Below are 17,482 nucleotides of genomic sequence, written 5' to 3'. Positions count from 1 at the left end.
ACCTGCGGGGGCGGCCGCCAGGCTGGCCCCGTTTTCACGTCTGCGCTCACCATGTCGATACGCCATCGTTTACTACTGTGGTTTTTGCTGGGCAGCTTGCTGCCCGTTGTTGTGACCGGGGTGGTAGCCTACGAGCAGGCTCGGGAAGGTTTGCTCGCTAGCCTGTCCGACCAGATGCGTGTGCTCACCGAAGACCGTGTGCGCGAGCTGCAGCACTGGCAGGTAAGCCAGGCCGACCATGTCAAAGTGCTGGCGGCCAACCCGGCTATCCAGCAGTGCCGGGCTAGCCTGAGTCAGGCAATGCGCCAGAGCGGGCCGCTGTCGGCCGCGTACGGCGTAGCGCGCGCGGCGTGTGACACGACGCTGGATCTGGGCGGGCTGGAGGGGGTGGACGACATCTTGCTGGCTGACGCCGATGGCAGGGTGGTGTACAGCGCCAAGGGGCGGCGCGATTTTGGCTCGGAGCTGTTTCAGGGCGAGCTGGGGCGCACCATGCTGGCCGACGGGGTACGCAAGGCTTTGCGTCAGCCGGGCATGTATTTTGTCCCTTACGATTTTTATTCGCCTAGCGGCAGTGAGACAGCGTTCTGGCTGGCCACCATGGTGGAGCAGGGCAAGGTCAGCGGCTTTTTCATCATCAGTATCGGCGATGCATCACTCAACGCGATTCTGGCCAGCCGTACCGGTTTGGGGCAAAGCGGAGAGGTCATGCTGGCCAGGAAAGAGCCGGATGGCAAGGCGCTGGTGATGGGCCCGCTACGCCATCACCCGGATGCTGCTTTTCATTTGCGCATTGCGCGCCGCACGGCGGAGCCGCAGCCGATCTTTGATGCGCTGCAGGGCCGGCAGGGGGCCGGTTTGCGGCTGGACTACCGTGGCGAACCAGTGTTGGCCGCATGGGCGCCGGTACCCGGCTTGGGCTGGGGCATCATGGTGAAAATAGACCAGCAAGAAGCGCTGGTGCCGCTGCGCCAGCTGCAGTGGCAGGTGCTGCAGGTGCTACTGGTGGTGGCGCTGGTGACCAGCGTGCTGGCGTACTGGGCAGCCAAGCGTTTGCTACAGCCTTTGCAAACCTTGGTGCAGGCCAGCGTGCGCTTGGGCGAGGGCGATATCCACACCCGTATCCCGCAGCCGGGCACTGACGAAATAGGTGTGCTGGGGCACAGCTTCAACAGCATGGCAGAGCAGCTGGCACAGTCGCAAAAGCGCTTGTGGAACTATGCTTTCGAGCTGGAGGCCAAGGTCGCCGAGCACACCGAAGCCTTGCTGCAACGCCAGCAGCAGCTGGAAGATGCCGAACAAATGGCCCGGCTGGGTTATTACATTGCCAATCTGCAAACCGGTGAGGTGTCATGGTCGCGACAGATGGCAGACTTGCTGGGTTACCCGGATCAGTTTGGTGCCAGCGAGGTGCTGTTTCGCGCGCGTATCCACCCCGATGACCAGGCACGTGTACTGGATACCTACCAGCAGAGCCAAGCAGGGCAGTACCGCCTGAACTACCGGCTGCAGCTGGCGGGGGAGGTGAGGTACGTCCAGGAGTACGGGCGTTATGATTTTTCAGAAGAAAACCAGCCCGTACGGCGTATGGCGGTGATTCAGGACATTTCGCACTATGTTGCTATCCTGGACGAAAAAACCGCCACGCTGAAAGCCCTGGAGCAAGAACGCCTGGCACGCGCCGAGCAGGCGGTGGGCCACGCCGAAGCCAAGGCGCAGGCCATTTTGCATGCCATCGACGACGGCATCATCGGGTTGAGCATGGAAGGCCAGATCGTGTTCAGCAACCCGGCTGCGGCCAGCATGCTCGGGCTGGTGGTGGCCACGCTGACCGGGCGGCTGCTGGACGATGTGCTGCAGCACCATAACCCGGAAGGCGAGCCCTACGGGACGCCCGGGCCGCTGGCACAGGCGCTGGCACTGGGGCAGCCTTGCGCCAGCCAGTGGGAGCTGTTCGGTAGTAGCCAGCGGGCGGCTTTCCCGGTGGTATACGAGCTGCACCTGCTGCCGGAAGGGCACGGCAACCTGGCTGCCGTGCTGTATTTCCGCGATATCAGCACCCAGCGAGCCAGCGAGGCGCGGCTGGAACAAATGTCGCGTGCGGTGACGCAAAGCCCTGCCGGGGTACTGATTACCGATACCCAGGGGGTGATTGAATACGTGAACCCGCGGCTGCTTGCCATGACCGGCTATGGCGAGTGCGAAATCCTGGGCCAGACGCCCCAGCTGTTCAAATCCGGCCAGACCAGCGAACAGGCCTATCAGAACTTGTGGCAGGCGCTGCGCCAAGGTCATAGCTGGCATGGCGAGATGCTGAACCGGCGTAAAGATGGCAGTGAGCTATGGGTTATGCAGATGATCTCGCCCCTGCGCGACAGTTCAGGGCGCCTGACGCACTTCATCAGCATCCAGGAAGACATCGGCGAGCAGAAAGCCCTGGTGCAGCAGATGGAGACGGCCAGGTTGGCCGCAGAGGCGGCGGCCGCCACCAAGAGCGCCTTCCTGGCCAATATGAGCCATGAAATACGCACCCCCATGAACGCCATTATCGGCATGGCCGACCTGGCGCTACGCGATACCCTGCCCGAGCGTACCCGGCAGTTTTTGCAAAAATTGCTGGGCTCGGCGCGCGGGCTGCTGGACATCATCAATGACATTCTGGATTTTTCAAAGATTGAATCCGGCCACTTGCAGGTGGAACAGGCGCCCTTCGACCTGGAGGACGTGCTGGGATCACTTGCCGACATGCTGGCCATGCGGCTGGAGGGCAAGCCGGTAGAGCTGGTGTTTGATATCGACCCTACGGTACCGCCCGTGCTGGTTGGCGACTCGCTGCGTCTGGGGCAGGTGCTGCTGAACCTGCTGGGCAACGCCGTGAAATTTACCCGGGAAGGCGAAATCATCCTGCGCGTCTGCCCGCATGACGGTGGCTGGCATTTCAGCGTGAGCGATTCAGGCATCGGCATGAGCAGCAGCCAGCAACAGGGTCTGTTTCAGCCCTTTAGCCAGGCCGACGTGTCTACGCAGCGCCGCTATGGCGGTACCGGTCTGGGCCTGGTGATCTCCAGCCAGCTGGTACGGCTGATGGGGGGAGAGCGTATCGATGTTGTCTCTCAGCCCGGCGTGGGCAGTACCTTCAGCTTTACCCTGCCGCTCGCGACGGGGGGCGATCTGAAGCAAGCCGGGCCACTGGCGGTCAACCGCGTGTACCTGTACGGGGTGCGGCCAACCTTGGCGGGGGTGCTGCAGCAGCAGTTTGCTGCCATCGGTTTACCGGTGCAGACGTTTGCCGGTGTGGGGGCGACGGTCTGCGCGCTGGCCGAGCAGCAGGCGGGCGATGTGTGGCTGGTGGATATCGATCAGCCAGGCTGGGCGCATGTGTTCCAGGGCGTGCACTGGCAGCCCGGCGTCTGGTGTGTCTTGCTGAGTGCCCGTCATGTGGGGCTGGCCGAGGCCGGCCCCTTTACGCCGGCAGGCATGCCGGTGGCGGCTATCTGGATAAAACCGCTGACCCCGCAGCGCCTGCGTCATGGCTTGAAACAGCTGGGGCGCAAGCCAGCACAGGGGCAGGTGGCGCATCCAGTGACACACGAGCAATGCCTGGCAGGCCGGCATGTGTTGGTGGTGGATGATGTCTTGCTGAATCAGGAGGTAGTGGCAGCCTACCTGATGGATGCCGGTGCCCAGGTGAGCTACGCCGGGAATGGCGAAGAAGCCCTGCACCGGTTGGCCAGCGAGAAGCCGGACGTTATCCTGATGGACTGTCACATGCCGGTGATGGATGGTTTTACCGCTACCGCCCGCATCCGGGCCCACCCGCTATGGTCTGGCATACCGATTGTGGCGTTGACGGCCAATGCCTTGAGCGGCAGCCGCGAAGAGGCGATCGCGGCGGGCATGGACGATTACATCAGCAAACCGATCGACCCTGACAAACTATTCGCCGTGCTGGCCAGGCTGGGGCTATCTGCGGCGCCAGGTAGCCCGCAAGCGGCAGGCAGCGCGTTGCAGCCAGATGCCACAGCGCAGATCGAGCGCGCATTGCCGGTATCGCAAGACGATGCCTGGCAAACACTGGCACACACTGGCGTGCAGTTGCAGGAAGGCCAGGCGCGTGCCATGGGCAAGCGCAAGGTGTACCTGAAATGGTTGCGGCTGTTTGCGCAGAGCCAGGAAAACTTCCCGCAAGAAGCGGCGCAGGCGCTGGCGCAGCAAGACCATGTGTTGTTGCAGCGCTTGGCGCATACGTTAAAAGGGGCGGCCAGCAATGTGAGTGCGGAATCGGTACGCGAGCTGGCAGAGCAGCTGGAGAGTAGTGTACGTGACCAACAAGCCGAGCCGGTACTGGCTGGACAGTTGGCCGCACTGGTGCCGGTATTCGAGGCGTGCAGGCTGGCGATCATGCAGTTGCCGGACTGTGACTAGGCAACGCTAAACCGGCAGGGAAAAACAAAAAAGCCACCTTGCGGTGGCTTTTTTGTCGAATCCTGGCGTCCCCACGGGGATTCGAACCCCGGTTACCGCCGTGAAAGGGCGATGTCCTAGGCCTCTAGACGATGGGGACAAGTTGTGGCGCACCCGGAGCGATTCGAACGCCCGACCCTTTGGTTCGTAGCCAAATACTCTATCCAACTGAGCTACGGGTGCGCTGGCGTCCCCACGGGGATTCGAACCCCGGTTACCGCCGTGAAAGGGCGATGTCCTAGGCCTCTAGACGATGGGGACAAGTTGTGGCGCACCCGGAGCGATTCGAACGCCCGACCCTTTGGTTCGTAGCCAAATACTCTATCCAACTGAGCTACGGGTGCGCTGTTCTCGTTTGACTGTTGTCTTGCGAGAAGGCGAACTATACGGAAGTCGGTTTTGGCTGTCAACACATTTCTGTAAAATAACGCCATCATTCGCAGCGTGCTGGCTGGCAAGTCGCCGTTATGCGACAACAACGGCAGATACGACAGAGAGACAAGGCAGGTGAAACATGGCATTTGACGACCGATTCCGCTTGAGTAGCCACGCTGTTATCTGCAATGCCGCCGGTGAGGTATTGCTACTGAAAGCCAGCTACGGCAGCCAGGCCTGGGGCTTGCCCGGTGGCGCGCTGGAGCCGGGTGAGACCATCCATCAGGCACTGCTGCGAGAGTGTGCCGAGGAGCTGGGCCTGGTCGTGGCGATACGCTATCTGTCGGGGGTGTACTACCACGCGCAATACGATTCGCAGGCGTTTGTGTTTCGCGGTGAGTTACCGCAGGGGGGCGTGATACGCCTGAGCCAGGAGCACACGGCCTGGGCCTGGGTGGCGCCAGATCAGCTACCGCCGGTACAGCGCCAGCGGGTTGAGGATTGCCTGGGATTTGACGGCTATGTGCAGAGCGCACGCTTTGATTGATGCGGCCAACCTGCAGACACAGGCTGGCCGTTTGGTTTGGTTCAGAGTGGCAGGTAGGGGGTCAGCTGGTTGATTTCGTTCAGCGCCTTGCGAAAGCGGGCATGGGCGCGGGAGACGGTGGATTGGCTGATGTCCAGCTGGCGCGATGCTGCATAGCCGGTCATGCCATCTATTTCTATTAGCCAAACGGCTTCGCGGGACTTCTTCTTCAAGCCGATCAGGTTGGCGATATGGTTGAAGTGTTCCAGTCTCATGATGTGCTCTCCTGCAGGTGGTTGCGGTGGGCGAACCTGTGTTCAGCATAGAACGATGCAGGAAAAATGCACATATTTTGTTTGCGGTTGCCAGCAAGCAAAAGCCCCGGGTGCGCCATGTCGTGGCTGCGTACCCGGGGCCCATCCTGTGTTGGCCGCGTGTTTTAGAAGCGGCGGCCCAGATGCGCCTTGTGCATGATGGTGGAGGCGATCTCTTCAATGGATTTGTGCGTGGTGCTGATAAACGGTACGGCATGGTGGCGGAACATCGATTCGGCCTCGTTTACCTCGCGGCGGCAATTGTCCATGCTGGCGTAGCGCGAATCGGGGCGGCGCTCGGAGCGGATGAAGTGCAGGCGGTTCGGGTCGATGGTCAGGCCGAAAATCTTGCTCTTGAACGGTAGCAGGATCTTGGGCAGCGTAGGGCTGCCCAGATCTTCCGGCGTGAGCGGGTAGTTGGCCGCCTTGATACCGTATTGCAGGGCCAGGTAAAGGCAGGTAGGCGTTTTGCCGGAGCGCGACACCCCCACCAGAATCACATCGGCTTCGTCCAGGTCTTTCAGCTTCACGCCATCGTCGTGGTTCAGCGAGTAGTTCACCGCCTCGATGCGGTGGTCGTACTTCTCTTCGTTGGACATGCCATGCGCTTTGCCCACTTCCAGTGTGGCTTTTTCACCCAGCTCTTTTTCTAGTTCTCCGATGAACGTTTCGAAGAAATCGATCACCAGTGCGCTGGGAATATTCAGTGCGGCGCGCACGTCGGCCTTGATGATGCTGGTGAATACCAGCGGCTTTTCGTGGTCTTCGCGCGCGACTTCGTCAATGCGCTGCGCCAGCTCTTGCGCTTTTTCGATGGTATCGATAAAGGGGATGGTTTCACGTTTGAATTCTTCCGTGTCGAACTGGGTCAGCAGGGTGTTACCCAGTGATTCGGCGGTGATACCGGTGCGGTCAGAGACAAAGAAGGCAGAGCGGCGGTGTGGCATGGTGTGTCCTGTGCTTGGGTTGTACGCTGGCATGAAGTCTGTGCCGTTTTGCCGCCAGCGGCAAGCAGGCAGATCAAGCGGGCGGCTGATCTGCCCGCATGGCGTGTAGTGGCGGCATTACATTTCCCCCTACGATTCAGTGGGATAAATCGTATTTTTTATCCAGTATGCTGAAAAATCAGGGAAAGCCCTGTGTTGTGCGATGCAAAAGTCGCTACGCAAACCGGGGTTTGTTCGGCTAGAATGCGTGCTTCCCTATCGTCCAATCCAACACAGGAAGTGAAGTGATGGCAGAGAACTACGTCATCTGGTTCGAGAACCTGCGCATGACCGATGTCGAGAAAGTAGGCGGCAAGAATGCCTCGCTCGGCGAAATGATCAGTCAGCTTGCCCATTCCGGGGTGCGCGTTCCGGGAGGTTTTGCTACCACAGCAGACGCCTATCGGGATTTTCTCCAGCACAACGGTCTGGCTGACCGCATCAATACCGCGCTGTCGAAGCTTGATATCGACGACGTAACGGAGCTGGCTCGTGTCGGCAAGGAAATCCGTCAGTGGATTATCGACACACCATTCCCGGCCAAGCTTGATGAAGATATCAAGACTGCCTGGGACCAAATGGTTGCCGATGCCGGTGGTGCCGATATTTCCGTAGCAGTACGTTCCTCTGCAACCGCAGAAGATCTCCCCGATGCCTCGTTCGCAGGCCAGCAAGAAACCTTCCTGAATATTCGTGGCCTTGACAATGTCAAGGACGCCATGAAGCACGTATTCGCCTCCCTCTACAACGATCGCGCTATTTCCTACCGCGTACACAAAGGCTTTGCCCACGATGTGGTGGCGCTGTCTGCGGGTGTGCAGCGTATGGTGCGTTCCGATAGCGGCGCGGCAGGCGTGATGTTCACTATCGACACCGAATCCGGTTTTGAAGACGTGGTATTCATCACTTCTTCCTACGGTTTGGGCGAGACAGTGGTGCAAGGCGCGGTGAACCCGGACGAGTTCTATGTTCACAAGCCAACCCTGAAAGCCGGTCGTCCTGCCATTCTGCGCAAGACCATGGGCTCCAAGCTGATCAAGATGGAATTCACCGACGCCTCGCAAGCTGGCCGTTCCGTGAAAACCGTTGATGTGGCGGAAGACCTGCGCAAGCAGTTCTCCATCACCGACGCCGAAGTGGCCGAGCTGGCCCAGTACGCGCTGATCATCGAGAAACACTATGCCCGCCCGATGGATATCGAGTGGGGCCGCGACGGTCTGGATGGCAAGCTGTACATCCTGCAGGCGCGTCCGGAAACGGTGAAATCGCAGGAAGACCGCAAGGACACCCTGCGCCGCTACCGTCTGAAAAACACCTCCACCGTCCTGTGTGAAGGCCGTGCCATTGGTCAGAAAATTGGCCAGGGCACCGTGCGCATGATCAAGGACGCGTCCGAGATGGATCAGGTTAAAGCCGGCGACGTGCTGGTAACCGACATGACCGACCCGGATTGGGAACCGGTTATGAAGCGCGCTGCTGCGATCGTGACCAACCGTGGCGGCCGTACCTGCCACGCGGCCATTATTGCGCGCGAGCTGGGTATCCCTGCTGTAGTCGGCTGCGGCGACGCTACCGATCTGCTGCGCGACGGCATGCAAGTGACCGTATCCTGCGCCGAAGGCGACACCGGCAACATCTATGATGGCCTGCTGGAAGTGGAAATCATCGAGCTCGAGCTCGACAAGATGCCGAAGTCGCCTGTGAAGATCATGATGAACGTGGGCAACCCGGAACTGGCTTTCGACTTCGCGCAGCTGCCGAACGAAGGTGTAGGCCTGGCGCGCATGGAGTTCGTGATCAACCGCCAGATCGGTATCCACCCGAAAGCCCTGCTGGAGTTTGATACCCTGCCGGCCGACCTGAAAGCGACCATTACCGATCGCATCGCAGGCTACGCAAGCCCGGTAGACTTCTATGTGGACAAGATCGCCGAAGGCGTGTCCACACTGGCCGCAGCGTTCTCGCCGAAAAAGGTCATCGTGCGCATGTCCGACTTCAAGTCGAACGAGTACGCCAACCTGATCGGCGGCCAACTGTACGAGCCGCACGAAGAAAACCCGATGCTGGGCTTCCGTGGTGCAGCCCGCTACGTGGCCGACAGCTTCCGCGACTGTTTCGAGCTGGAATGCCGCGCCATCAAGAAAGTGCGCGACGTGATGGGCCTCACCAACGTGGAAGTGATGATCCCGTTCGTGCGTACCCTGGCCGAAGCCGAAAAAGTGATCGAGATCCTGGCCGCCAACGGCCTGAAGCGCGGCGAAAACGGCCTGCGCCTGATCATGATGTGCGAACTGCCGACCAACGCCATTCTGGCCGAGAAGTTCCTGCAGCACTTTGACGGTTTCTCCATCGGCTCCAACGACATGACCCAGCTTACCCTGGGCGTGGATCGTGACTCCGGCGGCCCGATCGCAACCACCTTCGACGAGCGCAACGAAGCCGTGAAAGCCATGCTGCATCTGGCTATCCAGGCTTGCCGCAAGCTGGACAAGTACGTGGGTATCTGCGGCCAAGGCCCGTCGGACCACCCTGACTTTGCCAAGTGGCTGGTAGAAGAGGGCATCGAGACCATCTCGCTGAACCCGGATACCGTCGTGGAAACCTGGCTGTACCTGGCCAAGGAACTGAACGCCTAAGCGTTGCGTTTCTGCCCCGCGCCCGACTCGCCAAAACGGTTTCCGTTTTGCCCTGGTCGGGCGTTTTTCTTTGCTGATGCATGTAGTGCGCAGGTAACACCCCAGCATGTCGGGGTGGGGTGGTAAACTTCGCCAACCCTTTCTGCTACCTACGTGATACGAGGACAATAATGAGCAGCCGTATCTCCCTCTCCCGATTCCTGATTGAAGAACAGCGCCAGCACGGCGCGCTGCCGCCGGACCTGCGCCTGTTGATCGAAACCGTGGCGCGCGCCTGCAAGGCCATTGCCCACTCGGTAAACAAAGGCGCGCTGGCTGGCGTGCTGGGCGATGCCGGTACCGGCAACGTGCAGGGCGAAGCCCAGAAGAAACTGGACGTGATCGCCAACGACATCCTGCTGGAAGCCAACGAATGGGGCGGCAACCTGGGCGCCATGGCGTCTGAAGAAATGGAGCTGCCGCATTCCATTCCCGAGCACATGCCACGTGGCCGCTATCTGCTGATGTTCGACCCGCTGGACGGCTCGTCCAATATCGACGTGAACATCTCTGTGGGTACCATCTTCTCGGTGCTGGAAGCGCCAGAAGGCAACACCCAGCCTACCGAAGCCGACTTCCTGCAGCCAGGTAGCCGCCAGGTCGCCGCCGGCTACGCGGTGTACGGCCCGCAGAACATGCTGGTGCTGACCTTTGGCCAGGGCGTGTACGGCTTTACGCTGGACCGCGAGCTGGGTTCCTGGGTGCTGACCCACCGCAATATGACCGTACCGGCTACCACCGGCGAGTTCGCCATCAATATGTCCAACCAGCGCCACTGGGAAGCCCCGGTACAACGCTACGTCGGCGAGCTGCTGGCTGGCAAGGAAGGCCCGCTGGGCAAAGACTACAATATGCGCTGGGTCGCCTCCATGGTGGCCGAAGTACACCGCATCATTACCCGTGGCGGTATCTTCATGTACCCGAAAGACGCGCGTGACCCTGCCAAACCAGGCAAGCTGCGTCTGATGTACGAAGGCAACCCGATGGCCTTCATCATCGAGCAGGCTGGCGGCCTGGCTACCGATGGCCACCGCCGTATCCTGGATATCGTGCCGCAGGGCCTGCACGAGCGCGTCGCGGTGTTCCTGGGCTCCAAGGAAGAAGTGGCCCGTGTGACCGGCTACCACCAAGGCTGATGCCGGCCTGCGGCCAACGTTGGCCGCAGTGCATGCCTACAAAACCGTCGGCGCCGAGCCGGCGGTTTTGCATTGTTCTGCTTTTATCTTCCTGCGTTGCAGCATTGCGCCTTCCTGCCTGTGGGCGAAACGCCTAAAATAGCGGCACAAACCCAACACAGCCCCTACGCTGGAGAACCCAATAATGACCATCATCCGTCAGGAAGACTTCATCCAGAGCATTGCCGATGCCTTCCAGTACATCAGCTGCTACCACCCGAAAGACTATATCGAGGCGCTGTACCAGGCCTATCTGCACGAAGAAAGCCCGGCGGCCAAAGACGCCATGGCGCAGATCCTGATCAACAGCCGCATGTGTGCCGAAGGCCGCCGCCCGATTTGCCAGGATACCGGTATTGCCGTGGTGTTCCTGAAAGTGGGCATGAAAGTGCAGTGGGACAGCACCCTGTCGGTACAGGAAATGGTGAACGAGGGCGTGCGCCGTGCCTACAACAACCCGGACAACAAGCTGCGCGCTTCCGTGCTGCTGGACCCGGCAGGCAAGCGCCAGAACTCCAAGGACAATACCCCGGCCGTGGTGCACTTCGAGATCGTCGAAGGTGACGGCGTGGAAGTGACCTGTGCGGCCAAGGGCGGTGGTTCCGAGAACAAATCCAAGTTCTACGCGCTGAACCCGTCCGACAGCATTGTTGACTGGGTCGTGAAAACCGTACCGACCATGGGCGCCGGCTGGTGTCCACCGGGCATCCTGGGTATCGGTATTGGTGGTACCCCGGAAAAAGCCATGCTGCTGGCCAAAGAGTCGCTGATGGACCACGTGGATATCCACGAGCTGAAAGCCAAGGCCGCCAGCGGTGCCGAGCTGAGCCGTGTGGAACAGCTGCGTCTGGAAATCTTCGAAAAAGTGAACGCGCTGGGTATCGGTGCGCAAGGCCTGGGTGGCCTGACTACCGTGCTGGACGTGAAGATTCTGGATTACCCGACCCACGCCGCCAGCCTGCCGGTCGCCATGATCCCGAACTGCGCCGCCACGCGCCATATCCACTTCCATCTGGATGGTAATGGCCCGGCTGTGCTGGAAACACCGAAGCTGGAAGACTGGCCGGAAATCACCTACGACACCAGCAATGGCAAGCGTGTGGACCTGGACAACATTACCCCGGAAGAAGTCGCCAGCTGGCAGCCGGGTGATGTGCTGCTGCTGAACGGCAAGATCCTTACCGGCCGCGACGCCGCGCACAAGCGCATGGTCGACATGCTGAACAAGGGTGAAAAGCTGCCGGTAGACTTTACCAACCGCTTTATCTACTACGTGGGCCCGGTAGATCCGGTGCGCGACGAAGTGGTTGGCCCGGCCGGCCCTACCACCGCTACCCGCATGGACAAGTTCACCCGCCAGATGCTGGAACAGACCGGCCTGTTGGGCATGATCGGCAAGGCCGAGCGCGGCCCGGCTGCCATCGAAGCCATCAAGGACAACAAAGCCGTGTACCTCATGGCAGTGGGCGGCTCGGCCTACCTGGTGTCCAAGGCCATCAAGGCATCCAAGGTGGTGGGTTTTGCCGACCTGGGTATGGAAGCCATCTACGAGTTCGAGGTGCAAGACATGCCGGTAACCGTGGCTGTCGATTCGAGTGGTATCTCGGTGCACAACACCGGCCCGGCGGCATGGAGCGTGAAAATCGCCGATATCGCCCGCGCCAAGCGCCCAGCCTGATAGCCAGACCGTATCAACCCCAAACCCCTTCCGGTATCCGGGAGGGGTTTTTTGTGGCTGACAGTGTGTCTGTCTGGCGTGCACCGGACCCGGCAAAGCCGCGCCGCGCCACAGCAGTAGCGGCGTCCGCAGCCTGGCTGTTTACAAAACAAACGCTGTTTGTGTGTCAAATAGGGTTTGTCATCGCTCTCAACCCCTTCCGGTATCCGGAAGGGGTTTTTTATTGTGATTGAAAGCGTGATGTAAAAAAAAGACGGTTCTACCGGATGGTTTTCCATTTCGATAATACCAATCAAAGACCACATGGTTTTGCCATGCCACAATACTTTTACACGCCTTCATTCGTCACCCAGGTGGCACAACACACACAGACACAGGAGCAGGCCATGAAAGTGAAACACAAGGCTTGGTGGGTATCGCTTTTGATACTGGTCAGCATGCTGGCCATTGCGCTGGCAGGCACCTATACCATGCGCCAGATGAGCGACCAGGATAACCGCGCACGTATCAAGCAGCTGATGTTCAGTACCTACTCCGGCATTCTGGAGCTGGAAAAGATGGCCGCCAGCGGCAAGCTGACGGATGCCCAGGCCAAAGACATTGCCACGCAGATACTGCGGGAAAACAAATACAGTAGCTCCGAGTATGTGTATGTGGCAGACGAGAAGCTTAATTTTGTCGCCACGCCGCTGGACCCGCAGCTGCATGGCACCAGCTTTAACGATTTCAAGGACGCAGATGGCCAAAGTGTCGGTGCCATCCTCAGTGCTGCTTTACAGAAATCCGGCGGCCAACTGACCGAATACTGGTGGACGGCACTGCGCGAGGGCGAGGTCGTCGACCTGTTGTCGGTGGCGCAGCGTACCCCGCGCTGGCACTGGGTGGTGGGTACCGGTATCAGCTTTGCCGAGGTTGACCAGCGCTTCTGGCATACCGCGCGCTGGCAGGTGCTGGTATGCCTGTTGATGGTAGCCTGTATTGCCGCCGTGATATTGCTGGCTGTGCGTGGCTTGCTAGCCAAGCTGGGGGGTGAACCGGACGAGGTGCAGGCACTGGTGCAAAAGGTCGCTGCGGGTGACCTGCGTGGCACCGAAGACCAGGCTGGCAGGATACCGGCACAGAGCATTTTTGGCGCCGTGCTGACCATGCGTTCTGCCTTGCGCGAGCTACTGGGCAATATGAGCCAGTCTGTGATGACACTGAACCAGAGCAGCCACGCCATTGTGGACCAGGCTTCCGGCAGCCGGGTGCTGGTGCAGCAGCAAACCGAAGCCACCGTGCGTATCAGCCAGGCTACTGACCAGTTCAGCCAGCAAGTTGCCGGCGCCGCTGGGCAGGCGCGGGAGGCACGCCTGCAAAGTGACGATGCCATCAACAGCGCCGCCAGCGGGCAAAAAGTGATTGCCGAGGCCGTAGGGCGGCTGAATGAAATCGGTACCTTGGTGATGGCCACGCAACGCAGCATAGACGATCTGGCTGGCCGCCTGGGCAGCATTACCGCTGTTATTGGCGTGATTCGCGATGTGGCAGACCAGACCAACCTGCTGGCGCTGAATGCCGCCATCGAAGCCGCACGGGCGGGCGAACAGGGCCGGGGGTTTGCCGTGGTGGCAGACGAAGTACGCAAGCTGGCAGAGCGTACCAGCCAGGCCACGGGTGAGATTACCCAGACCATCGGCAGCATTCAGGTCAACAGCCAGCAAGCCAAGCAGCGAATGGACGAAATGGTCGAGCAGCTGCATGGCGGCATCGCCCAGGCGCAGGACGGCGGCAAGGCGGTAGGGGTCATCCGCGAGGGCACCGAGTCGGTCTGTACCAGTATGCAGAAGGTAGAACAGGTGCTGCAGCAGCAGGTGGATGCCAGCCGCGCCATACGTGAAGACCTGTACGCCGTGGCCAAGATATCGTCCAGCACGCGTGAGGCATCCGAGCAAACGGTGCACATGGCCGAGTCTATCAGCCAGGCCGCCGACACCCTCTCCGAGCTGTCCGCACGCTTTCAGCTATAGCCGTCTTGCCCTGCACCTGGCCAGCAGTTGTGGTCAGGCCGGTGCAGGGCCTGTGCAGGTGGCGGCGGTTAGCGCGAGCTGCTCACCGTGCTAGCGGCGGAAAATCTGGCGTTTTACGCGCTGGCACAGCCACCGGGCCGCGATGCCTGCCACCATCAGGACAATGCGCTTTTTGACCGACACAGCTAGCCTCCTTTCACCGTGGCATACACATATTGCCGGCCCGTGCGGGTAAAGGCGATGACCTGGTAGCTTTCCCGTACCCCGGTTTCCATGCCGGGGCTACCCTGCGGCATGCCGGCCACGGCCAACCCTGCAATAGCGGGCTTGTCGCGCAAGATCTGCTGCACCATGGCCGCCGGTACATGGCCTTCGATCACGTACCGCCCTAGCTGCGCCGTATGGCAGGAGCGCAAGTTGGCCGGCACGCCCAGGCGGTCTTTCAGCTGTGCCATATCGGTGCGGTCCTGGCTTTGCAGCGTTAGCTGGTTGGCGCGCATGTGGGCGGCCCACTTGCCGCAGCAGCCACAGGACGGGTCTTTGTAAAGTTGGCCGCTGTTGGTTGCCAGAGCAGGCAGACTGATAGCCAGGGCCAGAAATAGCAGATGGGCAGGACGCATGATGCTCTCTCAAAGCGTAATGCTGCATGGACGCCTGTTCCCGTGCCAAGTTCCTGCACCAGCTATGCGATACTCTCGCTCTTGAGGCCGTTACCGGCCGGACAACACGGGGCGAGTAGTGCGATTACGGATTTTCTTATGGCTATGGCTGCTGTGCCTGTCGCCCGCTTGGGCGGTGCAAACCCAGGTACTGTCTCGCGCCTACCTGGTAGACCCGCAAGGCCAGCTGGATTTCCCCCGGGTACGCCAGCAGCTGTTCACCCCGCTGCCCGGCATTCTGGCGCGTGGTTATACCCCCACTGTCACCTGGCTGCGCATTACCGTACAAACCGCGACGCCCGGTGAGCCGCTGGTGCTGCGCATACGCCCGGGCTATCTGGATGAGGTGCGCCTGTACGCGCAAGATGCCCAGGGGCGCTGGCAGCAGCAAGTCGCAGGCGACCGCTATCCCTATGTAAAGCGCAGCTACCCCGGTATTACCCCGTGCTTTCTGGTGCACCAGGCGCAAGCGCAAGCCGTGTACTACCTGCGCCTGCACACCACCAGCACCAGCATGCTGAGCGTAGAGGCCCAGCCGCTGCAGCAGGCGCTGCAGTTTGATGTGCGGCAATCTGCCTGGCAGATTCTTTACTACGCCATTCTGTTGTGGCTGCTGGTGTGGGCCATTGCCGACTACCGGGAAAGCCGCGACCGCGTGGTGGGGTTGTTCATTCCTTACCAGCTACTGTCATTGCTGCTCAACCTGGCTTTCATGGGTTACTACAGCATGTTGGCACCAGCCAGCTACCCGCAGCTGGCCGATGTGGCCACCAGCTGGACATCCACCCTGTTTTGTCTGGCCAGCCTGCTGTTCCACCGTTACTTGCTCCTGGGGTTTTCGCCGCCGCGGCTGCTGCAGTGGATTCTGAAACTGCTGCCTTGCTACTTCCCTTTACTGTTTCTGCTGCTGGCTTTCGGCATGGTACAGCCCGTGATGCAGACCAATACCATGATGGCACCGGTGCAGGTACTGCTGATGGCGGTGACCGCCTGGCTGGTGCCGCCGCACCCCTTGCGCCGGCTACTACGTGTGCTGTATACGCTGTCTATCGCCGTGGTGGCGCTGACCATGCTGCCCTTGCTCGGTATCGGCAATGTGCTGGAAATGAACCAGTACGGCCAACTGATACAGTCGCTGCTGATCAGTGCGCTGGCCTTTGTACTGCTGCAGCGCCGCTCCACCCAGCTGCGCCGTGAGCGCCACGCTTTTGCGGTAGAGCTGGAGCTGGCACAGCAACAGATCGCCATCGAACGCCAGCAAAGCGAGGAGCAATCCCGCTTTATGGCCATGCTCACGCACGAGCTGAAAACCCCCATGTCGGTGATCAGCATGGCGCTGGGCAGCTTGCGCATGCAGCTGGGTGAGCAACGCATCCTGTTGCACGCCGAGCGCGCGGTAGACGACATGAATGCCGTGGTAGAACGCTGCACCCAGGCCGACCGTATCGAGCAAGGCCAGTTGGAGATCCTGCGCGAGACCATTGTGCTGGCCGAGCTGGTACAGGATGTGTGCCATAACAGCCGTGAGCCGGAGCGGGTCGTACTGCACCCCGGCACCGTGCCCTTGCTGCACAGCGACAGCCAGCTCTTGCGTACCGTGTTATCAAACCTGATAGATAACGCTATGAAGTACTCGCCATCAAACAGTGTGATTAATGTTAGATGGGGGGCGAAGTCCGCCGGATTGTGGCTATCTGTTGACAATGTTGCGTCATCTGCAGGCATGCCGGATGCAAGCAAGGTGTTTACAAAGTATTATCGAAGCCCTGGCGCTCATAGCAAAACCGGTTCCGGCCTGGGGCTCTATCTGGTGCGGGGCCTGTGTACCCAACTGCAAGGGATGGTGTCTTACCGGCCTGAAGCCAATATTGTGAGATTCGAAGTATGGTTACCCGTATCAACCCGTTAAACGTTGTGGTCGTAGAAGACCATGATGTCTTGCGAGAAGTCACCCTGGACGCGCTGCGCGTACAGGGCTACCACGTACAAGGTGTCGATTGTGCCGAGGCACTGGGCGACCTGCCGTTTCAGCCCGACCTGTATATTGTGGACTTGAACCTGCCGGGAGAAGACGGCATCAGCCTGTCCCGCCGCCTGCGTGCGGCCCAGCCCGAAGTCGGCATCATCATGACTACCGCCCGCAACAGCATTGCGGCCAAGGTAGAAGGCTACGCCAGTGGTGCGGATATTTACCTGACCAAACCCTGTTCGCTGGAAGAATTACTGGCTGCCGTGCGTTCGCTGGCGCGGCGCCTTACCGGCCAGGGGCCGGAGCATGGCTGGTTGCTGCATACCGACAAGCAGCAATTGTCTGGCCCTGGTGGCCAGGTGGCGCTGACATCGTCCGAGTTTGCCCTGCTGGCCGGCCTGTCGCGCGCGCCGGGGCGGCAGCTGGAAACGTGGCAGATGATCGAGCTTTTGGGCAAGCGGCTGGAGGAATACAGCAAAGCCAACCTGGAAGTACAGCTGGTGCGTCTGCGCAAAAAGCTGGTCCAAGCCGGCTGCGATAATAATGCATTGAAAGCGGTACGCGGGCAGGGCTACCAGCTGGCCGTGACGCTGGCTATCCAGTAGTTCACTGCCGCCTGGCTAAAGGTTGGCCGCAACAAACCCCGCTTGCC

The 17,482-nt window shown here is 60.4% G+C and carries 11 protein-coding genes and 4 tRNA genes; 8 read left to right on the top strand and 7 right to left on the bottom strand.

The window, feature by feature from the left end; all coding sequences use genetic code 11:
- Positions 1 to 51 precede the first annotated feature (51 nt).
- Complete coding sequence (locus ACZ9XP_RS14175) at positions 52 to 4,425, top strand: PAS domain-containing protein (protein ID WP_465188637.1); 4,374 nt, start codon at positions 52 to 54, stop codon at positions 4,423 to 4,425.
- A 63-nt stretch (positions 4,426 to 4,488) separates the two neighbouring features.
- Here ACZ9XP_RS14175 and ACZ9XP_RS14170 read toward each other — a convergent pair.
- From ACZ9XP_RS14170 to ACZ9XP_RS14155, 4 genes are all read right to left on the bottom strand, one after another.
- Positions 4,489 to 4,564, bottom strand: a tRNA-Glu gene (locus ACZ9XP_RS14170).
- A gap of 6 nt (positions 4,565 to 4,570) precedes the next feature.
- Positions 4,571 to 4,647 (bottom strand) — tRNA-Arg (locus tag ACZ9XP_RS14165).
- 2 nt (positions 4,648 to 4,649) lie between these two features.
- Positions 4,650 to 4,725, bottom strand: a tRNA-Glu gene (locus ACZ9XP_RS14160).
- Between the two features lie 6 nt (positions 4,726 to 4,731).
- Positions 4,732 to 4,808: transfer RNA gene (locus ACZ9XP_RS14155), tRNA-Arg, on the bottom strand.
- A 170-nt stretch (positions 4,809 to 4,978) separates the two neighbouring features.
- Between ACZ9XP_RS14155 and ACZ9XP_RS14150 the strand changes: the two genes are divergently transcribed.
- The gene (locus ACZ9XP_RS14150) at positions 4,979 to 5,386 is read left to right on the top strand and encodes an NUDIX domain-containing protein (protein ID WP_147689086.1); all 408 of its coding nucleotides are present in this window, start codon (positions 4,979 to 4,981) and stop codon (positions 5,384 to 5,386) included.
- A gap of 41 nt (positions 5,387 to 5,427) precedes the next feature.
- On the opposite strand, the gene ACZ9XP_RS14145 is transcribed toward ACZ9XP_RS14150, so the two are convergent.
- Together ACZ9XP_RS14145 and ppsR are read right to left on the bottom strand one after the other, a co-directional pair.
- Positions 5,428 to 5,640: a sigma factor-like helix-turn-helix DNA-binding protein gene (locus ACZ9XP_RS14145; protein WP_017507160.1), complete on the bottom strand. Its 213-nt coding sequence runs from the start codon at positions 5,638 to 5,640 to the stop codon at positions 5,428 to 5,430.
- A gap of 164 nt (positions 5,641 to 5,804) precedes the next feature.
- The gene (gene ppsR, locus ACZ9XP_RS14140; protein ID WP_147689087.1) at positions 5,805 to 6,626 is read right to left on the bottom strand and encodes a posphoenolpyruvate synthetase regulatory kinase/phosphorylase PpsR; all 822 of its coding nucleotides are present in this window, start codon (positions 6,624 to 6,626) and stop codon (positions 5,805 to 5,807) included.
- Positions 6,627 to 6,913: 287 nt separating this feature from the next.
- Between ppsR and ppsA the strand changes: the two genes are divergently transcribed.
- The 4 genes from ppsA (at position 6,914) to ACZ9XP_RS14120 (ending at position 14,202) form a co-directional block, all read left to right on the top strand.
- A complete protein-coding gene (gene ppsA, locus ACZ9XP_RS14135) occupies positions 6,914 to 9,301 on the top strand; it encodes a phosphoenolpyruvate synthase (RefSeq protein ID WP_147689088.1) in 2,388 nt (795 codons plus the stop codon).
- 170 nt (positions 9,302 to 9,471) lie between these two features.
- Positions 9,472 to 10,476 carry a class 1 fructose-bisphosphatase gene (locus ACZ9XP_RS14130; RefSeq protein ID WP_147689089.1) on the top strand — a complete coding sequence of 335 codons (1,005 nt, stop codon included), beginning with the start codon at positions 9,472 to 9,474 and terminating at the stop codon, positions 10,474 to 10,476.
- A gap of 184 nt (positions 10,477 to 10,660) precedes the next feature.
- Positions 10,661 to 12,193: a fumarate hydratase gene (locus ACZ9XP_RS14125; RefSeq protein WP_147689090.1), complete on the top strand. Its 1,533-nt coding sequence runs from the start codon at positions 10,661 to 10,663 to the stop codon at positions 12,191 to 12,193.
- A 386-nt stretch (positions 12,194 to 12,579) separates the two neighbouring features.
- A complete protein-coding gene (locus ACZ9XP_RS14120; protein WP_170253777.1) occupies positions 12,580 to 14,202 on the top strand; it encodes a methyl-accepting chemotaxis protein in 1,623 nt (540 codons plus the stop codon).
- Between the two features lie 185 nt (positions 14,203 to 14,387).
- Here ACZ9XP_RS14120 and ACZ9XP_RS14115 read toward each other — a convergent pair whose 3' ends face one another.
- Positions 14,388 to 14,822, bottom strand: coding sequence for a DUF411 domain-containing protein (locus ACZ9XP_RS14115; RefSeq protein ID WP_147689091.1), 435 nt, complete (start codon positions 14,820 to 14,822; stop codon positions 14,388 to 14,390).
- Between the two features lie 118 nt (positions 14,823 to 14,940).
- Between ACZ9XP_RS14115 and ACZ9XP_RS14110 the strand changes: the two genes are divergently transcribed.
- On the top strand, positions 14,941 to 16,770 hold the full coding sequence (locus ACZ9XP_RS14110) for a sensor histidine kinase (protein ID WP_465188636.1): 1,830 nt from the start codon (positions 14,941 to 14,943) through the stop codon (positions 16,768 to 16,770).
- The gene (locus tag ACZ9XP_RS14105) at positions 16,746 to 17,435 is read left to right on the top strand and encodes a response regulator transcription factor (RefSeq protein ID WP_465188635.1); all 690 of its coding nucleotides are present in this window, start codon (positions 16,746 to 16,748) and stop codon (positions 17,433 to 17,435) included. Before ACZ9XP_RS14110 ends, ACZ9XP_RS14105 begins: the two co-directional genes overlap by 25 nt.
- The last annotated feature ends 47 nt before the right edge of the window (positions 17,436 to 17,482 follow it).

This window comes from Vogesella perlucida (genome assembly GCF_979366545.1).
The sequence above is the reverse complement of the archived record's forward strand: the minus strand, read 5'-3'. Positions and strand labels throughout refer to the sequence as shown.

What these genes read in the sequence shown, in the direction of transcription:
- ACZ9XP_RS14175 (WP_465188637.1), top strand. Translation starts at nt 52, where the DNA reads ATGTCGATACGCCATCGTTTACTACTGTGGTTTTTGCTGGGCAGCTTG.
- ACZ9XP_RS14150 (WP_147689086.1), top strand. Translation starts at nt 4,979, where the DNA reads ATGGCATTTGACGACCGATTCCGCTTGAGTAGCCACGCTGTTATCTGC.
- ACZ9XP_RS14145 (WP_017507160.1), bottom strand. Translation starts at nt 5,640, where the DNA reads ATGAGACTGGAACACTTCAACCATATCGCCAACCTGATCGGCTTGAAG.
- ppsR (WP_147689087.1), bottom strand. Translation starts at nt 6,626, where the DNA reads ATGCCACACCGCCGCTCTGCCTTCTTTGTCTCTGACCGCACCGGTATC.
- ppsA (WP_147689088.1), top strand. Translation starts at nt 6,914, where the DNA reads ATGGCAGAGAACTACGTCATCTGGTTCGAGAACCTGCGCATGACCGAT.
- ACZ9XP_RS14130 (WP_147689089.1), top strand. Translation starts at nt 9,472, where the DNA reads ATGAGCAGCCGTATCTCCCTCTCCCGATTCCTGATTGAAGAACAGCGC.
- ACZ9XP_RS14125 (WP_147689090.1), top strand. Translation starts at nt 10,661, where the DNA reads ATGACCATCATCCGTCAGGAAGACTTCATCCAGAGCATTGCCGATGCC.
- ACZ9XP_RS14120 (WP_170253777.1), top strand. Translation starts at nt 12,580, where the DNA reads ATGAAAGTGAAACACAAGGCTTGGTGGGTATCGCTTTTGATACTGGTC.
- ACZ9XP_RS14115 (WP_147689091.1), bottom strand. Translation starts at nt 14,822, where the DNA reads ATGCGTCCTGCCCATCTGCTATTTCTGGCCCTGGCTATCAGTCTGCCT.
- ACZ9XP_RS14105 (WP_465188635.1), top strand. Translation starts at nt 16,746, where the DNA reads ATGGTTACCCGTATCAACCCGTTAAACGTTGTGGTCGTAGAAGACCAT.